The sequence below is a fragment of the Enterobacter sp. FB genome (genome assembly GCF_000805795.1).
Lineage (GTDB): Bacteria > Pseudomonadota > Gammaproteobacteria > Enterobacterales > Enterobacteriaceae > Enterobacter > Enterobacter roggenkampii.
This window is the reverse complement of the sequence record NZ_JSZC01000017.1, coordinates 15,765-37,535: the sequence shown is the minus strand read 5'-3', so window position 1 is coordinate 37,535 and position 21,771 is coordinate 15,765. Positions and strand designations below refer to the sequence as shown.

Annotated in this window: 39 protein-coding genes; 37 read left to right on the top strand and 2 right to left on the bottom strand. The window is 50.7% G+C overall.

Annotation, left to right across the window (positions count from 1 at the left end):
• Positions 1-43: 43 nt before the first annotated feature.
• Positions 44-262, bottom strand: a complete 219-nt coding sequence (locus tag PI91_RS22430; RefSeq protein WP_008503009.1) for a protein SlyX — start codon at positions 260-262, stop codon at positions 44-46.
• A gap of 238 nt (positions 263-500) precedes the next feature.
• Between PI91_RS22430 and fkpA the strand changes: the two genes are divergently transcribed.
• From fkpA to bfr, 11 genes are all read left to right on the top strand, one after another.
• Positions 501-1,319, top strand: coding sequence for an FKBP-type peptidyl-prolyl cis-trans isomerase (fkpA, locus tag PI91_RS22425; protein ID WP_008503008.1), 819 nt, complete (start codon positions 501-503; stop codon positions 1,317-1,319).
• Between the two features lie 166 nt (positions 1,320-1,485).
• Positions 1,486-2,208, top strand: coding sequence for a transcriptional regulator (locus PI91_RS22420; protein ID WP_003861697.1), 723 nt, complete (start codon positions 1,486-1,488; stop codon positions 2,206-2,208).
• A complete protein-coding gene (tusD, locus tag PI91_RS22415; RefSeq protein WP_023345014.1) occupies positions 2,208-2,594 on the top strand; it encodes a sulfurtransferase complex subunit TusD in 387 nt (128 codons plus the stop codon). Before PI91_RS22420 ends, tusD begins: the two co-directional genes overlap by 1 nt.
• A complete protein-coding gene (tusC, locus tag PI91_RS22410) occupies positions 2,594-2,953 on the top strand; it encodes a sulfurtransferase complex subunit TusC (RefSeq protein WP_008503006.1) in 360 nt (119 codons plus the stop codon). Before tusD ends, tusC begins: the two co-directional genes overlap by 1 nt.
• A 7-nt stretch (positions 2,954-2,960) precedes the next feature.
• Entirely contained in the window at positions 2,961-3,248 is a 288-nt protein-coding gene (gene tusB, locus PI91_RS22405) for a sulfurtransferase complex subunit TusB (RefSeq protein WP_008503005.1), read from the top strand.
• 124 nt (positions 3,249-3,372) lie between these two features.
• Entirely contained in the window at positions 3,373-3,747 is a 375-nt protein-coding gene (rpsL, locus tag PI91_RS22400) for a 30S ribosomal protein S12 (protein WP_000246815.1), read from the top strand.
• Positions 3,748-3,843: 96 nt separating this feature from the next.
• On the top strand, positions 3,844-4,314 hold the full coding sequence (rpsG, locus tag PI91_RS22395) for a 30S ribosomal protein S7 (RefSeq protein ID WP_004106370.1): 471 nt from the start codon (positions 3,844-3,846) through the stop codon (positions 4,312-4,314).
• 96 nt (positions 4,315-4,410) lie between these two features.
• A complete protein-coding gene (fusA, locus tag PI91_RS22390) occupies positions 4,411-6,525 on the top strand; it encodes an elongation factor G (RefSeq protein ID WP_021242224.1) in 2,115 nt (704 codons plus the stop codon).
• Positions 6,526-6,594: 69 nt separating this feature from the next.
• Positions 6,595-7,779: an elongation factor Tu gene (gene tuf / locus PI91_RS22385; RefSeq protein ID WP_014068448.1), complete on the top strand. Its 1,185-nt coding sequence runs from the start codon at positions 6,595-6,597 to the stop codon at positions 7,777-7,779.
• 179 nt (positions 7,780-7,958) lie between these two features.
• Entirely contained in the window at positions 7,959-8,153 is a 195-nt protein-coding gene (bfd, locus tag PI91_RS22380; RefSeq protein WP_008503493.1) for a bacterioferritin-associated ferredoxin, read from the top strand.
• A 72-nt stretch (positions 8,154-8,225) separates the two neighbouring features.
• On the top strand, positions 8,226-8,702 hold the full coding sequence (gene bfr, locus PI91_RS22375; protein WP_008503492.1) for a bacterioferritin: 477 nt from the start codon (positions 8,226-8,228) through the stop codon (positions 8,700-8,702).
• On the opposite strand, the gene PI91_RS22370 is transcribed toward bfr, so the two are convergent.
• A complete protein-coding gene (locus PI91_RS22370; RefSeq protein ID WP_039267218.1) occupies positions 8,686-9,159 on the bottom strand; it encodes an A24 family peptidase in 474 nt (157 codons plus the stop codon). The genes bfr and PI91_RS22370 overlap by 17 nt on opposite strands.
• Before the next feature lie 380 nt (positions 9,160-9,539).
• On the opposite strand from PI91_RS22370, the gene rpsJ reads away from it, so the two are divergent.
• From rpsJ to rpsD, 26 genes are all read left to right on the top strand, one after another.
• Positions 9,540-9,851, top strand: coding sequence for a 30S ribosomal protein S10 (rpsJ, locus tag PI91_RS22365; RefSeq protein WP_001181005.1), 312 nt, complete (start codon positions 9,540-9,542; stop codon positions 9,849-9,851).
• A gap of 32 nt (positions 9,852-9,883) precedes the next feature.
• Positions 9,884-10,513, top strand: a complete 630-nt coding sequence (rplC, locus tag PI91_RS22360) for a 50S ribosomal protein L3 (RefSeq protein ID WP_003863274.1) — start codon at positions 9,884-9,886, stop codon at positions 10,511-10,513.
• Positions 10,514-10,523: 10 nt separating this feature from the next.
• On the top strand, positions 10,524-11,129 hold the full coding sequence (rplD, locus tag PI91_RS22355) for a 50S ribosomal protein L4 (protein WP_000424395.1): 606 nt from the start codon (positions 10,524-10,526) through the stop codon (positions 11,127-11,129).
• Complete coding sequence (gene rplW, locus PI91_RS22350) at positions 11,126-11,428, top strand: 50S ribosomal protein L23 (protein ID WP_000617546.1); 303 nt, start codon at positions 11,126-11,128, stop codon at positions 11,426-11,428. Before rplD ends, rplW begins: the two co-directional genes overlap by 4 nt.
• 17 nt (positions 11,429-11,445) lie before the next feature.
• The gene (rplB, locus tag PI91_RS22345; protein ID WP_008457150.1) at positions 11,446-12,267 is read left to right on the top strand and encodes a 50S ribosomal protein L2; all 822 of its coding nucleotides are present in this window, start codon (positions 11,446-11,448) and stop codon (positions 12,265-12,267) included.
• Between the two features lie 16 nt (positions 12,268-12,283).
• On the top strand, positions 12,284-12,562 hold the full coding sequence (rpsS, locus tag PI91_RS22340; protein ID WP_001138117.1) for a 30S ribosomal protein S19: 279 nt from the start codon (positions 12,284-12,286) through the stop codon (positions 12,560-12,562).
• Between the two features lie 14 nt (positions 12,563-12,576).
• Entirely contained in the window at positions 12,577-12,909 is a 333-nt protein-coding gene (rplV, locus tag PI91_RS22335; RefSeq protein WP_002919773.1) for a 50S ribosomal protein L22, read from the top strand.
• Between the two features lie 17 nt (positions 12,910-12,926).
• Positions 12,927-13,628 (top strand): 30S ribosomal protein S3, encoded by a 702-nt coding sequence (gene rpsC / locus PI91_RS22330; protein WP_000529945.1) that lies wholly within the window; start codon positions 12,927-12,929, stop codon positions 13,626-13,628.
• 12 nt (positions 13,629-13,640) lie between these two features.
• A complete protein-coding gene (rplP, locus tag PI91_RS22325; RefSeq protein WP_002919759.1) occupies positions 13,641-14,051 on the top strand; it encodes a 50S ribosomal protein L16 in 411 nt (136 codons plus the stop codon).
• On the top strand, positions 14,051-14,242 hold the full coding sequence (gene rpmC / locus PI91_RS22320; protein WP_003863282.1) for a 50S ribosomal protein L29: 192 nt from the start codon (positions 14,051-14,053) through the stop codon (positions 14,240-14,242). The genes rplP and rpmC overlap by 1 nt, the downstream gene beginning before the upstream one ends.
• Positions 14,242-14,496 (top strand): 30S ribosomal protein S17, encoded by a 255-nt coding sequence (rpsQ, locus tag PI91_RS22315; RefSeq protein WP_008503489.1) that lies wholly within the window; start codon positions 14,242-14,244, stop codon positions 14,494-14,496. The genes rpmC and rpsQ overlap by 1 nt, the downstream gene beginning before the upstream one ends.
• Positions 14,497-14,662: 166 nt before the next feature.
• Complete coding sequence (gene rplN / locus PI91_RS22310) at positions 14,663-15,034, top strand: 50S ribosomal protein L14 (protein WP_002919748.1); 372 nt, start codon at positions 14,663-14,665, stop codon at positions 15,032-15,034.
• Between the two features lie 10 nt (positions 15,035-15,044).
• Positions 15,045-15,359 (top strand): 50S ribosomal protein L24, encoded by a 315-nt coding sequence (gene rplX / locus PI91_RS22305; protein ID WP_003863287.1) that lies wholly within the window; start codon positions 15,045-15,047, stop codon positions 15,357-15,359.
• A gap of 14 nt (positions 15,360-15,373) precedes the next feature.
• Positions 15,374-15,913: a 50S ribosomal protein L5 gene (gene rplE / locus PI91_RS22300; protein WP_001096202.1), complete on the top strand. Its 540-nt coding sequence runs from the start codon at positions 15,374-15,376 to the stop codon at positions 15,911-15,913.
• Between the two features lie 14 nt (positions 15,914-15,927).
• On the top strand, positions 15,928-16,233 hold the full coding sequence (gene rpsN / locus PI91_RS22295; RefSeq protein WP_003863291.1) for a 30S ribosomal protein S14: 306 nt from the start codon (positions 15,928-15,930) through the stop codon (positions 16,231-16,233).
• A 30-nt stretch (positions 16,234-16,263) separates the two neighbouring features.
• Positions 16,264-16,656, top strand: a complete 393-nt coding sequence (gene rpsH / locus PI91_RS22290; RefSeq protein WP_006178918.1) for a 30S ribosomal protein S8 — start codon at positions 16,264-16,266, stop codon at positions 16,654-16,656.
• 12 nt (positions 16,657-16,668) lie between these two features.
• Positions 16,669-17,202, top strand: a complete 534-nt coding sequence (rplF, locus tag PI91_RS22285; RefSeq protein ID WP_003863296.1) for a 50S ribosomal protein L6 — start codon at positions 16,669-16,671, stop codon at positions 17,200-17,202.
• 9 nt (positions 17,203-17,211) lie between these two features.
• Entirely contained in the window at positions 17,212-17,565 is a 354-nt protein-coding gene (gene rplR, locus PI91_RS22280) for a 50S ribosomal protein L18 (protein ID WP_003863297.1), read from the top strand.
• A gap of 14 nt (positions 17,566-17,579) precedes the next feature.
• The gene (gene rpsE / locus PI91_RS22275) at positions 17,580-18,080 is read left to right on the top strand and encodes a 30S ribosomal protein S5 (protein ID WP_003863299.1); all 501 of its coding nucleotides are present in this window, start codon (positions 17,580-17,582) and stop codon (positions 18,078-18,080) included.
• 6 nt (positions 18,081-18,086) lie between these two features.
• Positions 18,087-18,266 carry a 50S ribosomal protein L30 gene (gene rpmD / locus PI91_RS22270; RefSeq protein WP_003863301.1) on the top strand — a complete coding sequence of 60 codons (180 nt, stop codon included), beginning with the start codon at positions 18,087-18,089 and terminating at the stop codon, positions 18,264-18,266.
• 3 nt (positions 18,267-18,269) lie between these two features.
• On the top strand, positions 18,270-18,704 hold the full coding sequence (rplO, locus tag PI91_RS22265; RefSeq protein ID WP_003863304.1) for a 50S ribosomal protein L15: 435 nt from the start codon (positions 18,270-18,272) through the stop codon (positions 18,702-18,704).
• A gap of 7 nt (positions 18,705-18,711) precedes the next feature.
• Complete coding sequence (secY, locus tag PI91_RS22260) at positions 18,712-20,043, top strand: preprotein translocase subunit SecY (protein ID WP_003863305.1); 1,332 nt, start codon at positions 18,712-18,714, stop codon at positions 20,041-20,043.
• A gap of 31 nt (positions 20,044-20,074) precedes the next feature.
• Complete coding sequence (rpmJ, locus tag PI91_RS22255; RefSeq protein ID WP_000868187.1) at positions 20,075-20,191, top strand: 50S ribosomal protein L36; 117 nt, start codon at positions 20,075-20,077, stop codon at positions 20,189-20,191.
• 146 nt (positions 20,192-20,337) lie between these two features.
• Positions 20,338-20,694, top strand: coding sequence for a 30S ribosomal protein S13 (gene rpsM, locus PI91_RS22250; RefSeq protein ID WP_008503488.1), 357 nt, complete (start codon positions 20,338-20,340; stop codon positions 20,692-20,694).
• Positions 20,695-20,710: 16 nt separating this feature from the next.
• On the top strand, positions 20,711-21,100 hold the full coding sequence (gene rpsK, locus PI91_RS22245; RefSeq protein ID WP_003863312.1) for a 30S ribosomal protein S11: 390 nt from the start codon (positions 20,711-20,713) through the stop codon (positions 21,098-21,100).
• Between the two features lie 32 nt (positions 21,101-21,132).
• A complete protein-coding gene (gene rpsD, locus PI91_RS22240; protein WP_004868345.1) occupies positions 21,133-21,753 on the top strand; it encodes a 30S ribosomal protein S4 in 621 nt (206 codons plus the stop codon).
• Positions 21,754-21,771 lie beyond the last annotated feature (18 nt).

Below are 21,771 nucleotides of genomic sequence, written 5' to 3'. Positions count from 1 at the left end.
TGCGGAAAATAAAAAAGCGGGAGAATCCCGCTTTTTTTACGTCTCAATAATGAGGCGGTGGCGTCTCTTCCGACTGAGAGGCAATGTTCGACGGCTGCGTAGCCTTCAGCTTTTCCGTCAGCAGGCGCATATGATCCCGCAGTTTCGCCATTTCGAGCTCATGTGCGGTCACGGTCTGGTTTAGCTCTTCGATGGTGATGTCCTGAAAAGCCAGGCGGCTTTCCAGCTCAGCCATTCTCGCTTCTATCGTTGTATCCTTCATCATTCACCTCGTTTATTTCAGATTCGCCATAATGGCCCAGCGGCGGCGCAGTTTAACTGAGTTTATCCTTAAGTACAGTTCGCATCCCTCTGGCAAGAAACTTATTTAAACAAAAATAGTCTGAAAAGTGGCGAGAATTGGACGTGTCTGTCTGTAGATTTCTTCTGCAACGTTTTATAGTACGTCACTCATTTACGTTTAACGCTGGGGTGAGAGTCCCCAGGCCCTGGAGATATGGATGAAATCACTGTTTAAAGTAACGCTGCTGGCGACGACGATGGCTGTTGCGCTGAACGCGCCGCTGTCATTCGCTGCTGATACTGCTGCGAAGCCTGCTGCCACTGCAGACAGCAAAGCAGCGTTCAAAAATGACGACCAGAAATCCGCCTACGCACTGGGCGCATCTCTGGGTCGTTACATGGAAAACTCTCTGAAAGAACAAGAGAAACTGGGCATCAAACTGGATAAGGCTCAGCTGATCGCAGGCGTTCAGGACGCATTTGCCGATAAGAGCAAGCTGTCCGACCAGGAAATTGAACAGACTCTGCAGGCGTTCGAAGCGCGTGTGAAGGGCGCCGCGCAGACTAAGATGGACGCGGACGCTAAAGACAACGAAGCGAAAGGCAAAGCCTACCGCGATGCCTTCGCTAAAGAGAAGGGTGTGAAAACCTCTTCGACTGGCCTGGTATACAAAGTTGAGAAAGAAGGCACCGGCGATGCGCCTAAAGACAGCGACACGGTTGTCGTGAACTACAAAGGTACGCTGATCGACGGTAAAGAGTTCGATAACTCTTACACCCGTGGTGAGCCGCTCTCCTTCCGTCTGGATGGTGTGATCCCTGGCTGGACTGAAGGCCTGAAAAACATCAAGAAAGGCGGCAAGATCAAGATGGTCATCCCACCGGATCTGGCCTATGGCAAAACCGGCGTTCCGGGGATCCCTGCCAACTCTACGCTGGTCTTTGACGTAGAGCTGCTGGACATCAAACCGGCACCGAAAGCGGATGCCAAGGCAGACGCACCGGCTGACGATAAAGCCGCTGCTGCTAAGAAGTAATGCTGAAAAAAAACCGCCGCCTTTAAGGCGGCGGTTTTTTATTGTGGGGCAGATATAATTAACACTGGAAAGCGTTAGGCACGCTGTATTAATTTAGTTGTCCGTGTAGATAATGAGCCTGCCCTGAAAACCTAACGACAGGCTCCTGAAAAGGAGTGTTTTTTTCATGTCCAGGTCGCTTTTAACCAACGAAACCAGTGAACTTGATTTGCTGGATCAACGTCCTTTTGACCAGACCGACTTCGATATTCTGAAATCCTATGAAGCGGTAGTGGACGGGTTAGCGATGCTCATTGGCTCCCACTGCGAAATCGTATTGCACTCCCTGCAAGATCTGAAGTGTTCCGCCATCCGCATTGCGAATGGTGAGCATACTGGCCGTAAAATTGGCTCGCCAATTACCGACCTTGCATTGCGTATGTTGCATGACATGACCGGCGCGGACAGCAGCGTCTCCAAATGCTATTTCACCCGCGCCAAAAGCGGCGTGCTGATGAAATCAGAAACCATCGCGATTCGAAACCGCGAGCATCGTGTAATTGGGCTGCTGTGCATCAACATGAACCTTGATGTGCCTTTCTCGCAGATCATGAGCACCTTTATTCCACCCGAAACGCCGGATGTTGGCTCTTCTGTTAACTTTGCCTCTTCCGTCGAAGATCTCGTCACGCAGACGCTTGAGTTCACCATTGAAGAGGTGAATGCCGACCGCAACGTCTCGAACAACGCCAAGAATCGCCAGATCGTGCTCAATCTCTATGAAAAAGGGATTTTTGATATTAAAGACGCTATCAACCAGGTGGCCGATCGTCTCAACATCTCCAAGCACACGGTCTACCTCTATATTCGCCAGTTCAAAAGCGGTGATTTCCTGGGACAAGACAAGTAATGCGTTATGCGTTAATGGTGACAGGCCCGGCGTACGGGACTCAGCAGGCCAGCAGCGCGCTGCAGTTTGCGCATGCGCTGCTGGCAGCCGGACATGAGCTGGCGAGCGTCTTCTTCTATCGGGAAGGGGTGTATAACGCGAACCAGTTTACGTCGCCGGCGAGCGATGAGTTTGATGTGGTGCGCGGCTGGCAGGCATTAAACGAAAAGCAGGGCGTAGAACTGCACATCTGCGTGGCGGCGGCACTGCGCCGCGGCGTGACCGATGCAACCGAAGCCGCCCGTCTTGGTTTGTCGGGTTCTAACCTGCAGCCCGGTTTTTCGTTAAGCGGTTTGGGCGCGCTGGCACAGGCGGCGCTCACCTGCGACAGAGTGGTGCAATTCTGATGAAGCGCGTGGCATTTGTTTTTGCGTCTGCGCCGCACGGGAGCGCTTCTGGCCGCGAAGGGCTGGATGCGTTACTTGCGACGTCCGCGCTGACCGAAGATATCGGCGTCTTCTTTTTAGGGGACGGTGTGTTTCAGCTTCTGGCGGGTCAGCAGCCACAGGCCATTCTGGCGCGGGATTACATCGCTACGTTTAAAGTGCTGCCGCTGTATGACATTGAAACCCTTTATGTCTGCGCCGACTCGCTGGCCGCTCGCGGTTTGGATGAGAAGACGCCTTTCGTGCTGGATGTGACCGTCGTCTCTTCTGCGGCATTGCGCGAACACCTTTCCCACTACGACACCGTTCTGACTTTCTGAGGCTGCCATGCTCCATACTCTGAGCCATTCACCATGGCAATGTGATATCGACGCGTTACTGAGTATGCTGCGCGACGGTGATGACCTGCTGCTGATTCAGGACGGCGTGCTTGCCGCACTTGAAGGCAGTCGCTTCGTTGAAATGCTCACGAATGCCCCCATAACAGTTTCTGCGCTGAAAGACGATCTGGATGCGCGGGGTCTTTCTGGTCAAATTTCAGCCAAAATTGACGTGGTTGGCTATACTGATTTCGTCAATCTTACTGTGACGCACGCCAGTCAAATGAACTGGTGATTTGAGATCGCTGTATATTTCTTGACACCTTTTCGACGTAGCCCTAAAATTTCGCGTCCTCATATTGTATGAGGTCGTTTTATTACGTGTTTACGAAGCAAAAGCTAAAACCAGGAGCTATTTAATGGCAACAGTTAACCAGCTGGTACGCAAACCACGTGCACGCAAAGTTGCGAAAAGCAACGTGCCTGCGCTGGAAGCCTGCCCGCAGAAACGTGGTGTATGTACTCGTGTATATACCACCACTCCTAAAAAACCAAACTCCGCACTGCGTAAAGTATGCCGTGTGCGTTTGACTAACGGTTTCGAAGTGACTTCCTACATCGGTGGTGAAGGTCACAACCTGCAGGAGCACTCCGTGATCCTGATCCGTGGCGGTCGTGTTAAAGACCTTCCGGGTGTTCGTTACCACACCGTTCGTGGTGCGCTGGACTGCTCAGGTGTTAAAGACCGTAAGCAGGCTCGCTCCAAGTACGGCGTGAAGCGTCCTAAGGCTTAATGGTTCTCCGTTAAGTAAGGCCAAACTGATTTATCTTAATGTCATACTAAACTCTTTGAGTTTTGGACAATCCTGAATTAACAACGGAGTATTCCCATGCCACGTCGTCGCGTCATTGGTCAGCGTAAAATTCTTCCAGATCCGAAATTCGGATCAGAACTGCTGGCAAAATTTGTAAATATCCTGATGGTAGATGGTAAAAAATCTACTGCAGAAGCAATCGTATACAGCGCGCTGGAGACCCTGGCTCAGCGTTCTGGTAAAAATGAACTGGAAGCTTTCGAAGTCGCTCTCGACAACGTTCGCCCAACTGTAGAAGTTAAGTCCCGCCGCGTTGGTGGTTCTACTTATCAGGTTCCAGTTGAAGTTCGTCCGGTTCGTCGTAATGCCCTGGCAATGCGTTGGATCGTTGAAGCTGCTCGTAAACGCGGTGATAAATCCATGGCTCTGCGTCTGGCGAACGAACTTTCTGATGCTGCAGACAACAAAGGTACTGCAGTTAAGAAACGTGAAGACGTTCACCGTATGGCAGAAGCCAACAAGGCGTTCGCACACTACCGTTGGTAATCCCTTCGGAGTCTTAGTCACCAGGCGGGCGCTTCAGAGAAGCCGCCCGCTCTGGGTAACTTAACTGAACGCCTAAAGATATAAACGAGGAATCAAATGGCTCGTACAACACCCATCGCACGCTACCGTAACATCGGTATCAGTGCGCACATCGACGCCGGTAAAACCACTACTACCGAACGTATTCTGTTCTACACCGGTGTAAACCACAAAATCGGTGAAGTTCATGACGGCGCAGCCACCATGGACTGGATGGAACAGGAGCAGGAGCGTGGTATCACTATCACCTCCGCAGCGACTACTGCATTCTGGTCAGGTATGGCTAAGCAGTACGAACCGCATCGCGTAAACATCATCGACACCCCAGGGCACGTTGACTTCACCATCGAAGTAGAACGTTCCATGCGTGTTCTTGACGGCGCGGTAATGGTTTATTGCGCAGTTGGTGGTGTTCAGCCACAGTCTGAAACCGTATGGCGTCAGGCGAACAAATATAAAGTTCCACGCATCGCGTTCGTTAACAAAATGGACCGTATGGGTGCTAACTTCCTGAAAGTTGTTGGTCAGATCAAAACCCGTCTGGGCGCGAACCCTGTTCCGCTGCAGCTGGCAATTGGTGCTGAAGAAGGCTTCACCGGCGTTATCGACCTGGTGAAAATGAAAGCCATCAACTGGAACGATGCAGACCAGGGCGTTACCTTCGAATACGAAGATATCCCAGCTGCAATGCAGGACCTGGCTGACGAATGGCACCAGAACCTGATCGAATCCGCTGCTGAAGCTTCTGAAGAGCTGATGGAGAAATACCTGGGTGGTGAAGAACTGACTGAAGAAGAGATCAAAAAAGCTCTGCGTCAGCGCGTTCTGAACAACGAAATCATCCTGGTAACCTGTGGTTCTGCGTTCAAGAACAAAGGTGTACAGGCGATGCTGGATGCGGTAGTTGACTACCTGCCATCCCCGGTTGACGTTCCTGCGATCAACGGCATCCTGGACGACGGTAAAGATACCCCGGCTGAGCGTCACGCAAGCGACGAAGAGCCATTCTCTGCACTGGCGTTCAAAATTGCTACCGACCCATTCGTGGGTAACCTGACCTTCTTCCGCGTTTACTCTGGTGTGGTTAACTCCGGTGACACCATCCTGAACTCCGTGAAAGCGGCGCGTGAGCGTTTTGGCCGTATCGTACAGATGCACGCTAACAAACGTGAAGAGATCAAAGAAGTTCGTGCGGGCGACATCGCTGCAGCTATCGGTCTGAAAGACGTGACCACTGGTGACACCCTGTGTGACCCGGATCACCCGATCATTCTGGAGCGTATGGAATTCCCAGAGCCGGTAATCTCCATCGCAGTTGAACCAAAAACCAAAGCTGACCAGGAAAAAATGGGTCTGGCTCTGGGCCGTCTGGCGAAAGAAGACCCATCATTCCGCGTATGGACTGATGAAGAATCTAACCAGACCATCATCGCTGGTATGGGTGAACTGCACCTGGACATCATCGTTGACCGTATGAAGCGTGAATTCAACGTTGAAGCGAACGTGGGTAAACCTCAGGTTGCTTACCGCGAAGCGATTCGCGCGAAAGTTACCGATATTGAAGGTAAACACGCTAAGCAGTCTGGTGGTCGCGGTCAGTACGGTCACGTTGTGATCGACATGTACCCACTGGAGCCGGGCTCTAACCCGAAAGGTTACGAGTTCATCAACGACATCAAAGGTGGTGTAATTCCTGGCGAATACATCCCAGCCGTTGATAAAGGCATCCAGGAACAGCTGAAAGCGGGCCCTCTGGCTGGCTATCCGGTTGTTGACATGGGTATCCGTCTGCACTTCGGTTCTTACCACGACGTTGACTCCTCTGAACTGGCGTTTAAACTGGCTGCGTCTATTGCCTTTAAAGAAGGCTTTAAGAAAGCAAAACCAGTTCTGCTTGAGCCAATCATGAAGGTTGAAGTAGAAACTCCTGAAGAGAACACCGGTGACGTTATCGGTGACTTGAGCCGTCGTCGCGGTATGCTGCGTGGTCAGGAATCCGAAGTAACTGGCGTTAAGATCCACGCTGAAGTTCCGCTGTCTGAAATGTTCGGATATGCAACTCAGCTGCGTTCTCTGACCAAAGGTCGTGCATCATACACCATGGAATTCCTGAAGTATGATGATGCGCCTAACAACGTTGCTCAGGCCGTTATTGAAGCCCGGGGTAAGTAATCCACAGGATTAAAACCTAAGTCCCGTGCTCTCTCCAGAGGGGAGAGCACTATAGTAAGGAATATAGCCGTGTCTAAAGAAAAATTTGAACGTACAAAACCGCACGTCAACGTTGGTACTATCGGCCACGTTGACCATGGTAAAACTACCCTGACTGCTGCAATCACTACCGTTCTGGCTAAAACCTACGGTGGTTCTGCTCGTGCATTCGACCAGATCGATAACGCACCAGAAGAAAAAGCTCGTGGTATCACCATCAACACTTCCCACGTTGAATACGACACCCCGACTCGCCACTACGCACACGTAGACTGCCCAGGCCACGCCGACTATGTTAAAAACATGATCACCGGTGCTGCGCAGATGGACGGCGCGATCCTGGTTGTTGCTGCGACTGACGGCCCAATGCCTCAGACTCGTGAGCACATCCTGCTGGGTCGTCAGGTAGGCGTTCCTTTCATCATCGTGTTCCTGAACAAATGCGACATGGTTGATGACGAAGAGCTGCTGGAACTGGTAGAGATGGAAGTTCGTGAACTGCTGTCTCAGTACGATTTCCCAGGCGACGATACTCCAATCGTTCGTGGTTCTGCTCTGAAAGCGCTGGAAGGCGAAGCTGAGTGGGAAGCGAAAATCATCGAACTGGCTGGCTTCCTGGATTCTTACATCCCAGAACCAGAGCGTGCGATTGACAAGCCATTCCTGCTGCCAATCGAAGACGTATTCTCCATCTCCGGTCGTGGTACCGTTGTTACCGGTCGTGTAGAGCGCGGTATCATCAAAGTTGGTGAAGAAGTTGAAATCGTTGGTATCAAAGAGACTGCGAAGTCTACCTGTACTGGCGTTGAAATGTTCCGCAAACTGCTGGACGAAGGCCGTGCTGGTGAGAACGTTGGTGTTCTGCTGCGTGGTATCAAACGTGAAGAAATCGAACGTGGTCAGGTTCTGGCGAAGCCAGGCTCAATCAAGCCACACACCAAGTTCGAATCTGAAGTGTACATCCTGTCCAAAGACGAAGGCGGCCGTCATACTCCGTTCTTCAAAGGCTACCGTCCACAGTTCTACTTCCGTACTACTGACGTGACCGGTACCATCGAACTGCCAGAAGGCGTTGAGATGGTAATGCCAGGCGACAACATCAAGATGGTTGTGACGCTGATCCACCCAATCGCGATGGACGACGGTCTGCGTTTCGCAATCCGTGAAGGCGGCCGTACCGTTGGCGCGGGCGTTGTTGCTAAAGTTCTGGGCTAATTAATTATCCCTGAATTAAAAAAGGACGCTTCGGCGTCCTTTTTTGTTTTCTACCGCTCAGGCGTCGTCACAAAATTTCGCATTTTTTGCCTGCTCCCGCCCCGCATTCTGGCGTTTGTGCTATTGTAATCATAACCATTCTCACTTACACTTTGCGCATAATTTGAACGGGAGTTTCTATGTACGTTTGTTTATGTAATGGTGTAAGCGACAAAAAAATACGTCAGGCCGTTCGCCAGTTTCAGCCCCAGTCATTCCAGCAGCTTCGCAAATTTGTTCCGGTGGGAAATCAATGCGGTAAATGCGTACGTGCTGCGCGAGAGATCATGCAGGACGAGCTGATGCAGATCCCGGAATACAAAGAGATCGCGTAAGCGCCCATCTTTTCTTTGACATCCCTGTAGCCCGATCTACGCTTCAATGAGTGGAAGCGGAGGGACTATATAATGAAAGGTGATGTTAAAATCATAAGTTATCTCAATAAATTATTGGGAAATGAGCTTGTCGCAATCAACCAGTATTTTCTTCACGCGAGAATGTTCAAAAACTGGGGACTCAAACGTTTAAACGACGTTGAGTACCATGAATCTATCGATGAGATGAAACACGCTGATAAATATATCGAGCGTATTTTATTCCTTGAAGGCATTCCAAACCTGCAGGATCTCGGCAAGCTGGGCATCGGAGAAGATGTCGAAGAGATGCTGCGTTCCGACCTCAGGCTAGAACTTGAAGGTGCCAAAGATCTCCGTGAAGCCATTGCCTATGCTGACAGCGTACATGACTACGTCAGCCGAGATATGATGATTCAGATCCTGGCCGATGAAGAAGGGCATATTGACTGGCTGGAAACAGAGCTGGATCTCATTGCTAAAATCGGCCTGCAAAACTATCTTCAGTCACAGATTAAAGTGGAAGAATAACCAACGTCTTCCAGCCTACGCATAAACCCGCTGCTGCCAGAAATGGCCCAAAAGGCAGCGGGTTTTTTATTGCCTTCTTATCAGGGCGGATTACCGAAAAAACAAGAATACAAAGAAGCGCCATCAGCGCCGCGAGCAACGCCAGCGCAGGCAGTACGCACCAGCCATGCCATGCACCCAGTGCCGCCAGGTACTTCACATCACCATATCCCATTCCTTCACGCCGGCAGATAAACCAATAGCCCCAGTAAATAACGGCAAAGGCAATATATCCGGCCATCGCACCCGCCACCGCACTCGGCAGAAAATCAGGTTGGATACAAAGCTGGAAGAGCAGCCCCGCCCATAGCAGCGGGCAGAGAAATTTATCGGGAAGCAGACCGTAGCGAATATCGGCATGTACCAGTAAGGCAGTCAGTGAAAGATAGATCAGCAGAAAGGGGAGGGTGGTTAGCATGTAAAAGGCCTCAAACGGGTTTGAGCGCATAGTCGTTATAATCGGCCTGTCCGGCAATGCACAAAAAACGGAGATGCGTAGCGGCTCGAAACAAAGCATCGCCGCAGAATACATTGCATAAAACGTTGCGCGCTCTTACACACCCTGCGACATTGGCGCTTAATTTCTAAACGGCACTTGCGTCTTGCCCAGATTTACGTATAATGCGCGGGCTTGTCGTAATTGACGGCGGGTTCAATCAGAACCAGAGTAGCTCATTTTGTTACTCAACAATGCTCCCAATTGGGGAGCTACGTAAGAACGGTTACACTCTCCCATCAATCGTAATGGGTTTGAGGAGTAATCATTTTCGTTTATAAAATAATTGGAGCTCTGGTCTCATGCAGAACCAAAGAATCCGTATCCGCCTTAAAGCGTTTGATCATCGTCTGATCGATCAATCAACCGCGGAAATCGTCGAGACTGCTAAGCGCACTGGTGCGCAAGTCCGTGGTCCGATCCCGCTGCCGACCCGCAAAGAGCGCTTCACCGTTCTGATTTCTCCGCACGTTAACAAAGACGCGCGCGATCAGTACGAAATCCGCACTCACAAGCGTCTGGTTGACATCGTTGAGCCAACTGAGAAAACCGTTGATGCTCTGATGCGTCTGGATCTGGCTGCCGGTGTAGACGTGCAGATCAGCCTGGGTTAATCAGGTCATCGAGCGATTGAGAGGTTGAAACAATGATTGGTTTAGTCGGTAAAAAAGTGGGTATGACCCGCATCTTCACTGAAGATGGCGTTTCTATCCCAGTAACCGTAATCGAAGTTGAAGCAAACCGCGTTACTCAGGTTAAAGATCTGGCTAACGATGGCTACCGCGCTATTCAGGTTACCACTGGTGCTAAAAAAGCTAACCGTGTAACCAAACCAGAAGCGGGTCACTTCGCTAAAGCTGGCGTAGAAGCTGGCCGTGGTCTGTGGGAATTCCGTCTTGCTGAAGGCGAAGAGTTCACCGTAGGTCAGGACATTAGCGTTGAGCTGTTTGCTGACGTTAAAAAAGTTGACGTAACCGGTACCTCTAAAGGTAAAGGTTTTGCTGGTACCGTTAAGCGCTGGAACTTCCGTACCCAGGACGCTACCCACGGTAACTCCTTGTCTCACCGCGTTCCGGGTTCTATCGGTCAGAACCAGACTCCGGGCAAAGTGTTCAAAGGCAAGAAAATGGCAGGTCAGCTGGGTAACGAACGTGTAACCGTTCAGAGCCTGGACGTAGTACGTGTTGACGCTGAGCGCAACCTGCTGCTGGTTAAAGGTGCGGTCCCGGGTGCAACCGGTAGCGACCTGATCGTTAAACCAGCTGTGAAGGCGTAAGGGGATAGCAATGGAATTAGTATTGAAAGACGCGCAGAGCGCGCTGACTGTTTCCGAAACTACCTTCGGTCGTGATTTCAACGAAGCGCTGGTTCACCAGGTTGTTGTTGCTTATGCAGCTGGTGCTCGTCAGGGTACTCGTGCTCAGAAGACTCGTGCTGAAGTAACTGGTTCTGGCAAAAAGCCATGGCGCCAGAAAGGTACCGGCCGTGCGCGTTCAGGTTCTATCAAGAGCCCGATCTGGCGTTCAGGTGGCGTGACCTTCGCTGCGCGTCCACAGGACCACAGTCAAAAAGTTAACAAAAAGATGTACCGCGGCGCGCTGAAAAGCATCCTGTCCGAACTGGTACGTCAGGATCGTCTGATCGTTGTCGAGAAGTTCTCTGTTGAAGCGCCTAAAACTAAGCTGCTGGCACAGAAACTGAAAGACATGGCTCTGGAAGATGTGCTGATCATCACCGGTGAGCTGGACGAGAACCTGTTCCTGGCCGCACGTAACCTGCACAAGGTTGACGTACGCGATGCGACTGGTATCGACCCGGTTAGCCTGATCGCCTTCGACAAAGTCGTAATGACTGCTGATGCTGTTAAGCAAGTTGAGGAGATGCTGGCATGATTCGTGAAGAACGTCTGCTGAAGGTGCTTCGCGCACCGCACGTTTCTGAAAAAGCGTCTACTGCGATGGAAAAAACAAACACCATCGTTCTCAAAGTTGCTAAAGACGCGACCAAAGCAGAGATCAAAGCTGCTGTGCAGAAACTGTTTGAAGTCGAAGTCGAAGTCGTTAACACCCTGGTAGTTAAAGGGAAAGTTAAACGTCACGGACAGCGTATCGGTCGTCGTAGCGACTGGAAAAAAGCTTACGTCACCCTGAAAGAAGGCCAGAATCTGGACTTCGTTGGCGGCGCTGAGTAAGTCGGAGGAGTAATACAATGGCAGTTGTTAAATGTAAACCGACATCTCCGGGTCGTCGCCACGTAGTTAAAGTGGTTAACCCTGAGCTGCACAAGGGCAAACCTTTTGCTCCGTTGCTGGAAAAAAACAGCAAATCCGGTGGTCGTAACAACAATGGCCGTATCACCACTCGTCACATCGGTGGTGGCCACAAGCAGGCTTATCGTATTGTTGACTTCAAACGCAACAAAGACGGTATCCCAGCAGTTGTTGAACGTCTTGAGTACGATCCGAACCGTTCCGCGAACATCGCGCTGGTTCTGTACAAAGACGGCGAACGCCGTTACATCCTGGCCCCTAAAGGCCTGAAAGCTGGCGACCAGATTCAGTCTGGCGTTGATGCTGCAATCAAAGCAGGCAACACCCTGCCGATGCGCAATATCCCGGTTGGTTCTACCGTTCATAACGTAGAAATGAAACCAGGTAAAGGCGGTCAGCTGGCGCGTTCCGCGGGTACTTACGTTCAGATCGTTGCGCGTGATGGTGCTTATGTCACCCTGCGTCTGCGTTCTGGTGAAATGCGTAAAGTCGAAGCAGACTGCCGCGCTACTCTGGGCGAAGTTGGCAATGCTGAGCATATGCTGCGCGTTCTGGGTAAAGCAGGTGCTGCACGCTGGCGTGGTGTTCGTCCTACCGTTCGCGGTACTGCGATGAACCCAGTCGACCACCCACATGGTGGTGGTGAAGGTCGTAACTTTGGTAAGCACCCGGTATCTCCGTGGGGCGTTCAGACCAAAGGTAAGAAGACCCGCAGCAACAAGCGTACTGATAAATTTATCGTACGTCGCCGTAGCAAATAATTTTAGAGGATAAGCCATGCCACGTTCTCTCAAGAAAGGTCCTTTTATTGACCTGCACTTGCTGAAGAAGGTAGAGAAAGCGGTGGAAAGCGGAGACAAGAAGCCCCTGCGCACTTGGTCCCGTCGTTCAACGATCTTTCCTAACATGATCGGTTTGACCATCGCTGTCCATAATGGTCGTCAGCACGTTCCAGTCTTTGTTACCGACGAAATGGTTGGTCACAAACTGGGTGAATTCGCACCGACTCGTACTTATCGCGGCCACGCTGCTGATAAAAAAGCGAAGAAGAAATAAGGTAGGAGGAAGAGATGGAAACTTTAGCTCAACATCGCCATGCTCGTTCTTCTGCACAGAAGGTTCGCCTTGTTGCTGACCTGATTCGCGGTAAGAAAGTGTCGCAGGCCCTGGACATCCTGACCTATACCAACAAGAAAGCTGCGGTATTGGTCAAGAAAGTACTGGAATCTGCCATTGCTAACGCTGAACACAACGATGGCGCTGACATCGACGATCTGAAAGTCGCGAAAATTTTCGTAGATGAAGGCCCAAGCATGAAGCGCATTATGCCGCGTGCGAAAGGTCGTGCAGATCGCATCCTGAAGCGCACCAGCCACATTACTGTGGTTGTGTCCGATCGCTGAGACTCTGGAGACTAGCAATGGGTCAGAAAGTACATCCTAATGGTATTCGCCTGGGTATTGTAAAACCATGGAACTCTACCTGGTTTGCGAACACCAAAGAATTCGCTGACAACCTGGACAGCGATTTTAAAGTACGTCAGTACCTGACTAAGGAACTGGCTAAAGCGTCTGTATCTCGTATCGTTATCGAGCGTCCAGCGAAGAGCATCCGTGTGACTATTCACACTGCTCGTCCTGGCATCGTTATCGGTAAGAAAGGCGAAGACGTAGAAAAACTGCGCAAGGTCGTAGCGGATATCGCTGGCGTTCCTGCACAGATCAATATCGCTGAAGTTCGTAAGCCTGAACTGGACGCTAAATTGGTTGCTGACAGCATCACTTCACAGCTGGAACGTCGTGTTATGTTCCGTCGTGCTATGAAGCGTGCTGTACAGAACGCAATGCGTCTGGGCGCTAAAGGTATCAAAGTTGAAGTTAGCGGCCGTCTGGGCGGCGCGGAAATCGCACGTACCGAATGGTACCGTGAAGGTCGCGTACCGCTGCACACTCTGCGTGCTGACATCGACTACAACACTTCTGAAGCGCACACCACTTACGGTGTAATCGGCGTTAAGGTATGGATCTTCAAAGGTGAGATCCTGGGTGGTATGGCTGCTGTTGAACAACCGGAAAAACCGGCTGCTCAACCTAAAAAGCAGCAGCGTAAAGGCCGTAAATAAGGAGCGTCGCTGATGTTACAACCAAAGCGTACAAAATTCCGTAAAGTGCACAAAGGCCGCAACCGTGGTCTGGCGCAGGGTACGGATGTTAGCTTCGGCACTTTCGGTCTGAAAGCTGTTGGCCGTGGTCGTCTGACTGCACGTCAGATCGAAGCAGCACGTCGTGCAATGACCCGTGCAGTTAAGCGTCAAGGTAAGATCTGGATCCGTGTATTCCCGGACAAACCGATCACCGAGAAGCCGCTGGAAGTTCGTATGGGTAAAGGTAAAGGTAACGTGGAGTACTGGGTTGCCTTGATCCAACCGGGCAAAGTCCTGTATGAAATGGACGGTGTTCCGGAAGAGCTGGCCCGTGAAGCCTTCGGCCTGGCAGCAGCGAAACTGCCTATCAAAACCACCTTTGTAACTAAGACGGTGATGTAATGAAAGCAAAAGAGCTGCGTGAAAAAAGCGTTGAAGAGCTGAACGCTGAGCTGCTGAACCTGCTGCGTGAGCAGTTCAACCTGCGTATGCAGGCTGCAAGTGGCCAGCTGCAACAGACTCACCTGCTGAAGCAAGTGCGTCGCAATGTTGCACGCGTTAAGACTTTACTGACTCAGAAGGCGGGTGCGTAATGACCGATAAAATCCGTACTCTGCAAGGTCGTGTTGTTAGCGACAAAATGGAGAAATCCATTGTTGTAGCTATCGAACGTATTGTGAAACACCCGATCTACGGTAAATTCATCAAGCGTACGACCAAACTGCACGTACATGACGAGAACAACGAATGTGGTATCGGCGACAAGGTTGAAATCCGTGAATGCCGTCCACTGTCCAAGACTAAGTCCTGGACGCTGGTTCGCGTTGTAGAGAAAGCGGTTCTGTAATACAGTACGCCTTCTCAATACGAATAAACGGCTCAGCGATGAGCCGTTTATTTTTTCTACCCATATTGCAGAAGCGGTGTTATAATGCCGCGCCCTCGATATGGGGCTTTTTAACGGCTCTGATTTTAGAGTCTCAGGTAGTAGTTGACATTAGCGGAGCACTAAAATGATCCAAGAACAGACTATGCTGAACGTCGCCGACAACTCCGGTGCACGTCGCGTAATGTGTATCAAGGTTCTGGGTGGCTCGCACCGTCGCTACGCAGGCGTAGGCGACATCATCAAGATCACCATCAAAGAAGCAATTCCACGTGGTAAGGTCAAAAAAGGTGATGTGCTGAAGGCGGTAGTGGTGCGCACCAAGAAGGGTGTTCGTCGCCCTGACGGTTCTGTCATTCGCTTCGATGGTAATGCATGCGTTATTTTAAACAATAACAGCGAGCAGCCTATCGGCACGCGTATCTTTGGGCCGGTAACTCGTGAACTTCGTACTGAGAAGTTCATGAAAATTATCTCTCTGGCACCAGAAGTACTCTAAGGAGCGAATCATGGCAGCGAAAATCCGTCGTGATGACGAAGTTATCGTGTTAACCGGTAAAGATAAAGGTAAACGCGGTAAAGTAAAAAATGTTCTGTCTTCCGGCAAACTTGTCGTTGAAGGTATCAACCTGGTTAAGAAACATCAGAAGCCGGTTCCGGCCCTGAACCAACCAGGTGGCATCGTTGAAAAAGAAGCTGCTATTCAGGTTTCTAACGTTGCAATCTTCAATGCGGCTACCGGCAAGGCTGACCGTGTAGGCTTTAGATTCGAAGACGGTAAAAAAGTCCGTTTCTTCAAGTCTAACAGCGAAACTATCAAGTAATTTGGAGTAGTACGATGGCGAAACTGCATGATTACTACAAAGACGAAGTAGTTAAGAAACTCATGACCGAGTTTAACTACAATTCTGTCATGCAAGTCCCTCGGGTCGAGAAGATCACCCTGAACATGGGTGTTGGTGAAGCGATCGCTGACAAGAAACTGCTGGATAACGCAGCAGCTGACCTGACAGCAATCTCCGGTCAAAAACCGCTGATCACCAAAGCACGCAAATCTGTTGCAGGCTTCAAAATCCGTCAGGGCTATCCGATCGGCTGTAAAGTAACTCTGCGTGGCGAACGCATGTGGGAGTTCTTTGAGCGCCTGATCACTATTGCTGTTCCACGTATCCGTGACTTCCGTGGCTTGTCCGCTAAGTCTTTCGACGGTCGTGGTAACTACAGCATGGGTGTCCGTGAGCAGATCATCTTCCCAGAAATCGACTACGATAAAGTCGACCGCGTGCGTGGTTTGGATATTACCATTACCACTACTGCGAAATCTGATGAAGAAGGCCGTGCTCTGCTGGCTGCCTTTGACTTCCCGTTCCGCAAGTAAGGTAGGGTTACTGAATGGCTAAGCAATCAATGAAAGCACGCGAAGTAAAGCGCGTAGCTTTAGCTGATAAATTCTTCGCTAAACGCGCTGAACTGAAAGCGATCATTTCTGATGTGAACGCTTCCGACGAAGATCGTTGGAATGCGGTTCTCAAGCTGCAGTCTCTGCCGCGTGATTCCAGCCCGTCTCGTCAGCGTAACCGCTGTCGTCAAACAGGTCGTCCACATGGTTATGTGGGCAAGTTTGGGTTGAGCCGTATCAAACTGCGTGAAGCCGCCATGCGCGGTGAAGTGCCAGGCTTGAAAAAGGCTAGCTGGTAATTACCAATTGAATCACGGGAGTAAAGACAGATGAGCATGCAAGATCCGATCGCGGATATGCTGACCCGTATCCGTAACGGTCAGGCCGCGAACAAAGTTGCGGTCACCATGCCTTCCGCCAAGCTGAAAGTGGCAATTGCCAACGTGCTGAAGGAAGAAGGTTTTATCGAAGATTTTAAAGTTGAAGGCGACACCAAGCCGGAACTGGAACTTACTCTCAAGTATTTCCAGGGTAAAGCTGTTGTAGAAAGCATTCAGCGTGTCAGCCGCCCAGGCCTGCGCATCTATAAGAAAAAAGATGAGCTGCCAAAAGTTATGGCTGGTCTTGGTATCGCAGTTGTTTCTACCTCTAAAGGTGTTATGACTGATCGTGCAGCGCGCCAGGCTGGTCTTGGTGGCGAAATTATCTGCTACGTAGCCTAATCGGAGGAAAGAATGTCTCGTGTTGCTAAAGCACCGGTCGTTATTCCTGCCGGCGTTGATGTAAAAATCGACGGTCAGGTTATTACGATCAAAGGTAAAAACGGCGAGCTGACTCGTACCCTCAACAAAGCTGTTGAAGTTAAACATGCAGATAACGCTCTGACCTTCGGTCCACGTGATGGTTTCGTGGATGGTTGGGCTCAGGCTGGTACCGCGCGTGCCCTGCTGAACTCAATGGTTGTTGGTGTTACCGAAGGCTTCACTAAAAAGCTTCAGCTGGTTGGTGTAGGTTATCGTGCAGCTATCAAAGGGAATGCAGTAGGCCTGTCTCTGGGCTTCTCACACCCTGTTGAGCATCCGCTGCCGGCCGGTATCACTGCAGAATGCCCGACTCAGACTGAAATCGTGCTGAAAGGCGCTGATAAACAGCTGATCGGTCAGGTTGCAGCAGATCTGCGCGCCTACCGTCGTCCTGAGCCTTACAAAGGCAAGGGTGTTCGTTACGCCGACGAAGTCGTGCGTACCAAAGAGGCTAAGAAGAAGTAAGGTAACACTATGGATAAGAAATCTGCTCGTATCCGTCGTGCGACCCGCGCACGCCGCAAGCTCAAAGAGCTGGGTGCAACTCGCCTGGTGGTACATCGTACCCCGCGTCATATTTACGCACAGGTAATTGCACCGAACGGTTCTGAAGTTCTGGTAGCTGCTTCTACTGTAGAAAAAGCTATCTCAGAACAATTGAAGTACACCGGTAACAAAGACGCCGCTGCAGCTGTAGGTAAAGCTGTTGCTGAACGCGCTCTGGAAAAAGGCATCAGCAATGTTTCCTTTGACCGTTCCGGGTTCCAATATCATGGTCGTGTCCAGGCACTGGCAGATGCTGCCCGTGAAGCTGGCCTTCAGTTCTAAGGTAGAGGTGTAAGATGGCTCACATCGAAAAACAGGCTGGCGAACTGCAGGAAAAGCTGATCGCGGTAAACCGCGTATCTAAAACCGTTAAAGGTGGTCGTATTTTCTCCTTCACAGCTCTGACTGTAGTAGGCGATGGTAACGGTCGCGTTGGTTTTGGTTACGGTAAAGCGCGTGAAGTTCCAGCAGCGATCCAGAAAGCGATGGAAAAAGCCCGTCGCAACATGATTAACGTCGCGCTGAACAACGGCACCCTGCAGCACCCAGTTAAAGGTGTTCACACGGGTTCTCGTGTATTCATGCAGCCAGCTTCAGAAGGTACCGGTATCATCGCCGGTGGTGCAATGCGCGCCGTTCTGGAAGTTGCTGGGGTTCATAACGTTCTGGCTAAAGCATATGGTTCCACCAACCCGATCAACGTGGTTCGTGCAACTATTGATGGCCTGGAAAATATGAATTCTCCAGAAATGGTCGCTGCCAAGCGTGGTAAATCCGTTGAAGAAATTCTGGGGTAATTGACCATGGCAAAGACTATTAAAATCACTCAAACCCGCAGTGCAATCGGTCGTCTGCCGAAACACAAGGCAACGCTGCTTGGCCTGGGTCTGCGTCGTATTGGTCATACCGTTGAGCGCGAGGATACTCCTGCTGTTCGTGGTATGGTCAACGCGGTTTACTTCATGGTTAAAGTTGAGGAGTAAGAGATGCGTTTAAATACTCTGTCTCCGGCCGAAGGCTCTAAAAAGGCGGGTAAACGCCTGGGTCGTGGTATCGGTTCTGGCCTCGGCAAAACCGGTGGTCGTGGTCACAAAGGTCAGAACTCTCGTTCTGGCGGTGGCGTACGTCGCGGTTTCGAGGGTGGCCAGATGCCACTGTACCGTCGTCTGCCGAAGTTCGGCTTCACCTCTCGCAAAGCAGCGATCACGGCGGAAATCCGTCTGTCTGACCTGGCGAAAGTTGAAGGCGGCGTTGTAGACCTGAACACGCTGAAAGCAGCAAACATTATCGGTATCCAGATCGAGTTCGCGAAAGTGATCCTGGCTGGTGAAGTTTCTACTCCGGTAACTGTTCGTGGCCTGCGTGTTACTAAAGGTGCTCGTGCTGCTATCGAAGCTGCTGGCGGTAAAATTGAGGAATAAGTAGCAGATGGCTAAGCAACCGGGATTAGATTTTCAAAGTGCCAAAGGTGGATTTGGCGAGCTGAAACGCAGACTGCTGTTTGTTATCGGCGCGCTGATTGTGTTCCGTATTGGCTCTTTTATTCCGATCCCTGGTATCGATGCCGCTGTACTTGCCAAACTGCTTGAGCAACAGCGAGGCACCATCATTGAAATGTTCAACATGTTCTCTGGTGGTGCTCTCAGCCGTGCTTCTATCTTCGCACTGGGTATTATGCCGTACATTTCGGCATCGATTATTATCCAGCTGCTGACGGTCGTTCATCCGGCCCTGGCAGAGTTGAAGAAAGAAGGGGAGTCTGGACGTCGTAAGATTAGTCAGTACACCCGTTACGGTACTCTGGTGCTGGCAATATTCCAGTCGATCGGTATTGCTACCGGTCTGCCGAATATGCCTGGTATGCAGGGCCTGGTGTTAAACCCGGGCTTTGCATTCTACTTCACCGCTGTTGTAAGTCTGGTCACAGGGACAATGTTCCTGATGTGGCTCGGCGAACAGATTACTGAGCGCGGTATCGGTAACGGTATCTCAATCATTATCTTCGCCGGTATTGTTGCGGGCCTCCCGCCAGCCATCGCCCACACTATCGAGCAAGCGCGTCAAGGCGACCTGCACTTCCTCCTGTTGCTGTTGGTTGCAGTATTAGTATTTGCAGTGACGTTCTTTGTTGTCTTCGTTGAACGTGGTCAACGCCGCATTGTGGTGAACTACGCTAAGCGTCAGCAAGGTCGTCGTGTCTATGCTGCACAGAGCACACATTTACCGCTGAAAGTGAACATGGCGGGGGTTATCCCGGCTATCTTCGCTTCCAGTATTATTCTGTTCCCGGCAACCATCGCGTCATGGTTCGGGGGCGGTACTGGTTGGAACTGGCTGACAACAATTTCGCTGTATTTGCAGCCTGGGCAACCACTTTATGTGTTACTCTATGCGTCTGCGATCATCTTCTTCTGTTTCTTCTACACGGCGTTGGTCTTCAACCCGCGTGAAACAGCAGATAACCTGAAGAAGTCCGGTGCATTTGTACCAGGAATTCGTCCGGGAGAGCAAACGGCGAAGTATATCGATAAAGTAATGACCCGCCTGACTTTGGTTGGTGCGCTCTATATTACTTTTATCTGCCTGATCCCGGAGTTCATGCGTGATGCAATGAAAGTACCGTTCTACTTCGGTGGGACCTCACTGCTTATCGTTGTTGTCGTGATTATGGACTTTATGGCTCAAGTGCAAACTCTGATGATGTCTAGTCAGTATGAGTCTGCATTGAAGAAGGCGAACCTGAAAGGCTACGGCCGCTAATTGGTCGCCTGAGAAGTTACGGAGAGTAAAAATGAAAGTTCGTGCTTCCGTCAAGAAATTATGCCGTAACTGCAAAATCGTTAAGCGTGATGGTGTCATCCGTGTGATTTGCAGTGCCGAGCCGAAGCATAAACAGCGCCAAGGCTGATTATTTCGCATATTTTTCTTGCAAAGTTGGGTTGAGCTGGCTAGATTAGCCAGCCAATCTTTTGTATGTCTGTACGTTTCCATTTGAGTATCCTGAAAACGGGCTTTTCAGCATGGTGCGTACATATTAAATAGTAGGAGTGCATAGTGGCCCGTATAGCAGGCATTAACATTCCTGATCAGAAACATGCTGTGATCGCATTAACTTCGATCTACGGCATCGGCAAGACCCGTTCTAAGGCCATTCTGGCTGCAGCGGGTATCGCTGAAGATGTTAAGATCAGTGAGCTGTCTGAAGAACAAATCGACACGCTGCGTGACGAAGTTGCCAAATTTGTCGTTGAAGGTGATCTGCGCCGTGAAATCAGCATGAGCATCAAGCGCCTGATGGATCTTGGTTGCTATCGCGGTTTGCGTCATCGTCGTGGTCTGCCAGTGCGCGGTCAGCGTACTAAGACCAACGCACGTACCCGTAAGGGTCCGCGCAAACCGATCAAGAAATAATCGGGGTGATTGAATAATGGCAAAGGCACCAGTTCGTGCACGTAAACGTGTAAGAAAACAAGTCTCTGACGGCGTGGCTCATATCCATGCTTCTTTCAACAACACCATCGTTACTATTACTGATCGTCAGGGTAACGCATTGGGTTGGGCAACAGCCGGTGGTTCCGGTTTCCGTGGTTCTCGCAAATCCACTCCGTTCGCAGCTCAGGTTGCAGCAGAGCGTTGCGCAGAAGCCGTAAAAGAATACGGCATCAAGAATCTGGAAGTTATGGTTAAAGGTCCGGGTCCGGGTCGTGAATCTACTGTTCGCGCTCTGAACGCCGCTGGTTTCCGCATCACTAATATTACTGATGTGACTCCGATCCCTCATAACGGTTGTCGTCCGCCGAAAAAACGTCGCGTATAACGCTCGTTTTTTAGGTTAGTTGGAGATAGAAAATGGCAAGATATTTGGGTCCTAAGCTCAAGCTGAGCCGTCGTGAGGGCACCGACTTATTCCTTAAGTCTGGCGTTCGCGCGATCGATACCAAGTGTAAAATTGAACAAGCTCCTGGCCAGCACGGTGCGCGTAAACCGCGTCTGTCTGACTATGGTGTGCAGTTGCGTGAAAAGCAAAAAGTTCGCCGTATGTACGGTGTGCTGGAGCGTCAGTTCCGTAACTACTATAAAGAAGCAGCACGTCTGAAAGGCAACACAGGTGAAAACCTGCTGGCTCTGCTGGAAGGTCGTCTGGACAACGTTGTATACCGTATGGGCTTCGGCGCTACTCGTGCTGAATCACGTCAGCTGGTTAGCCACAAAGCAATCATGGTAAACGGTCGTGTTGTTAACATCGCTTCTTATCAGGTTAAAGCGAATGACGTTGTTAGCATTCGTGAGAAAGCGAAAAAGCAATCTCGCGTGAAGGCCGCTCTGGAGCTGGCTGAGCAGCGTGAAAAGCCAACCTGGCTGGAAGTTGATGCTGGCAAGATGGAAGGTACGTTCAAGCGTCAGCCAGAACGTTCTGATCTGTCTGCGGACATTAACGAACACCTGATCGTCGAGCTTTACTCCAAGTAAAGCTTAGTACCAAAGAGA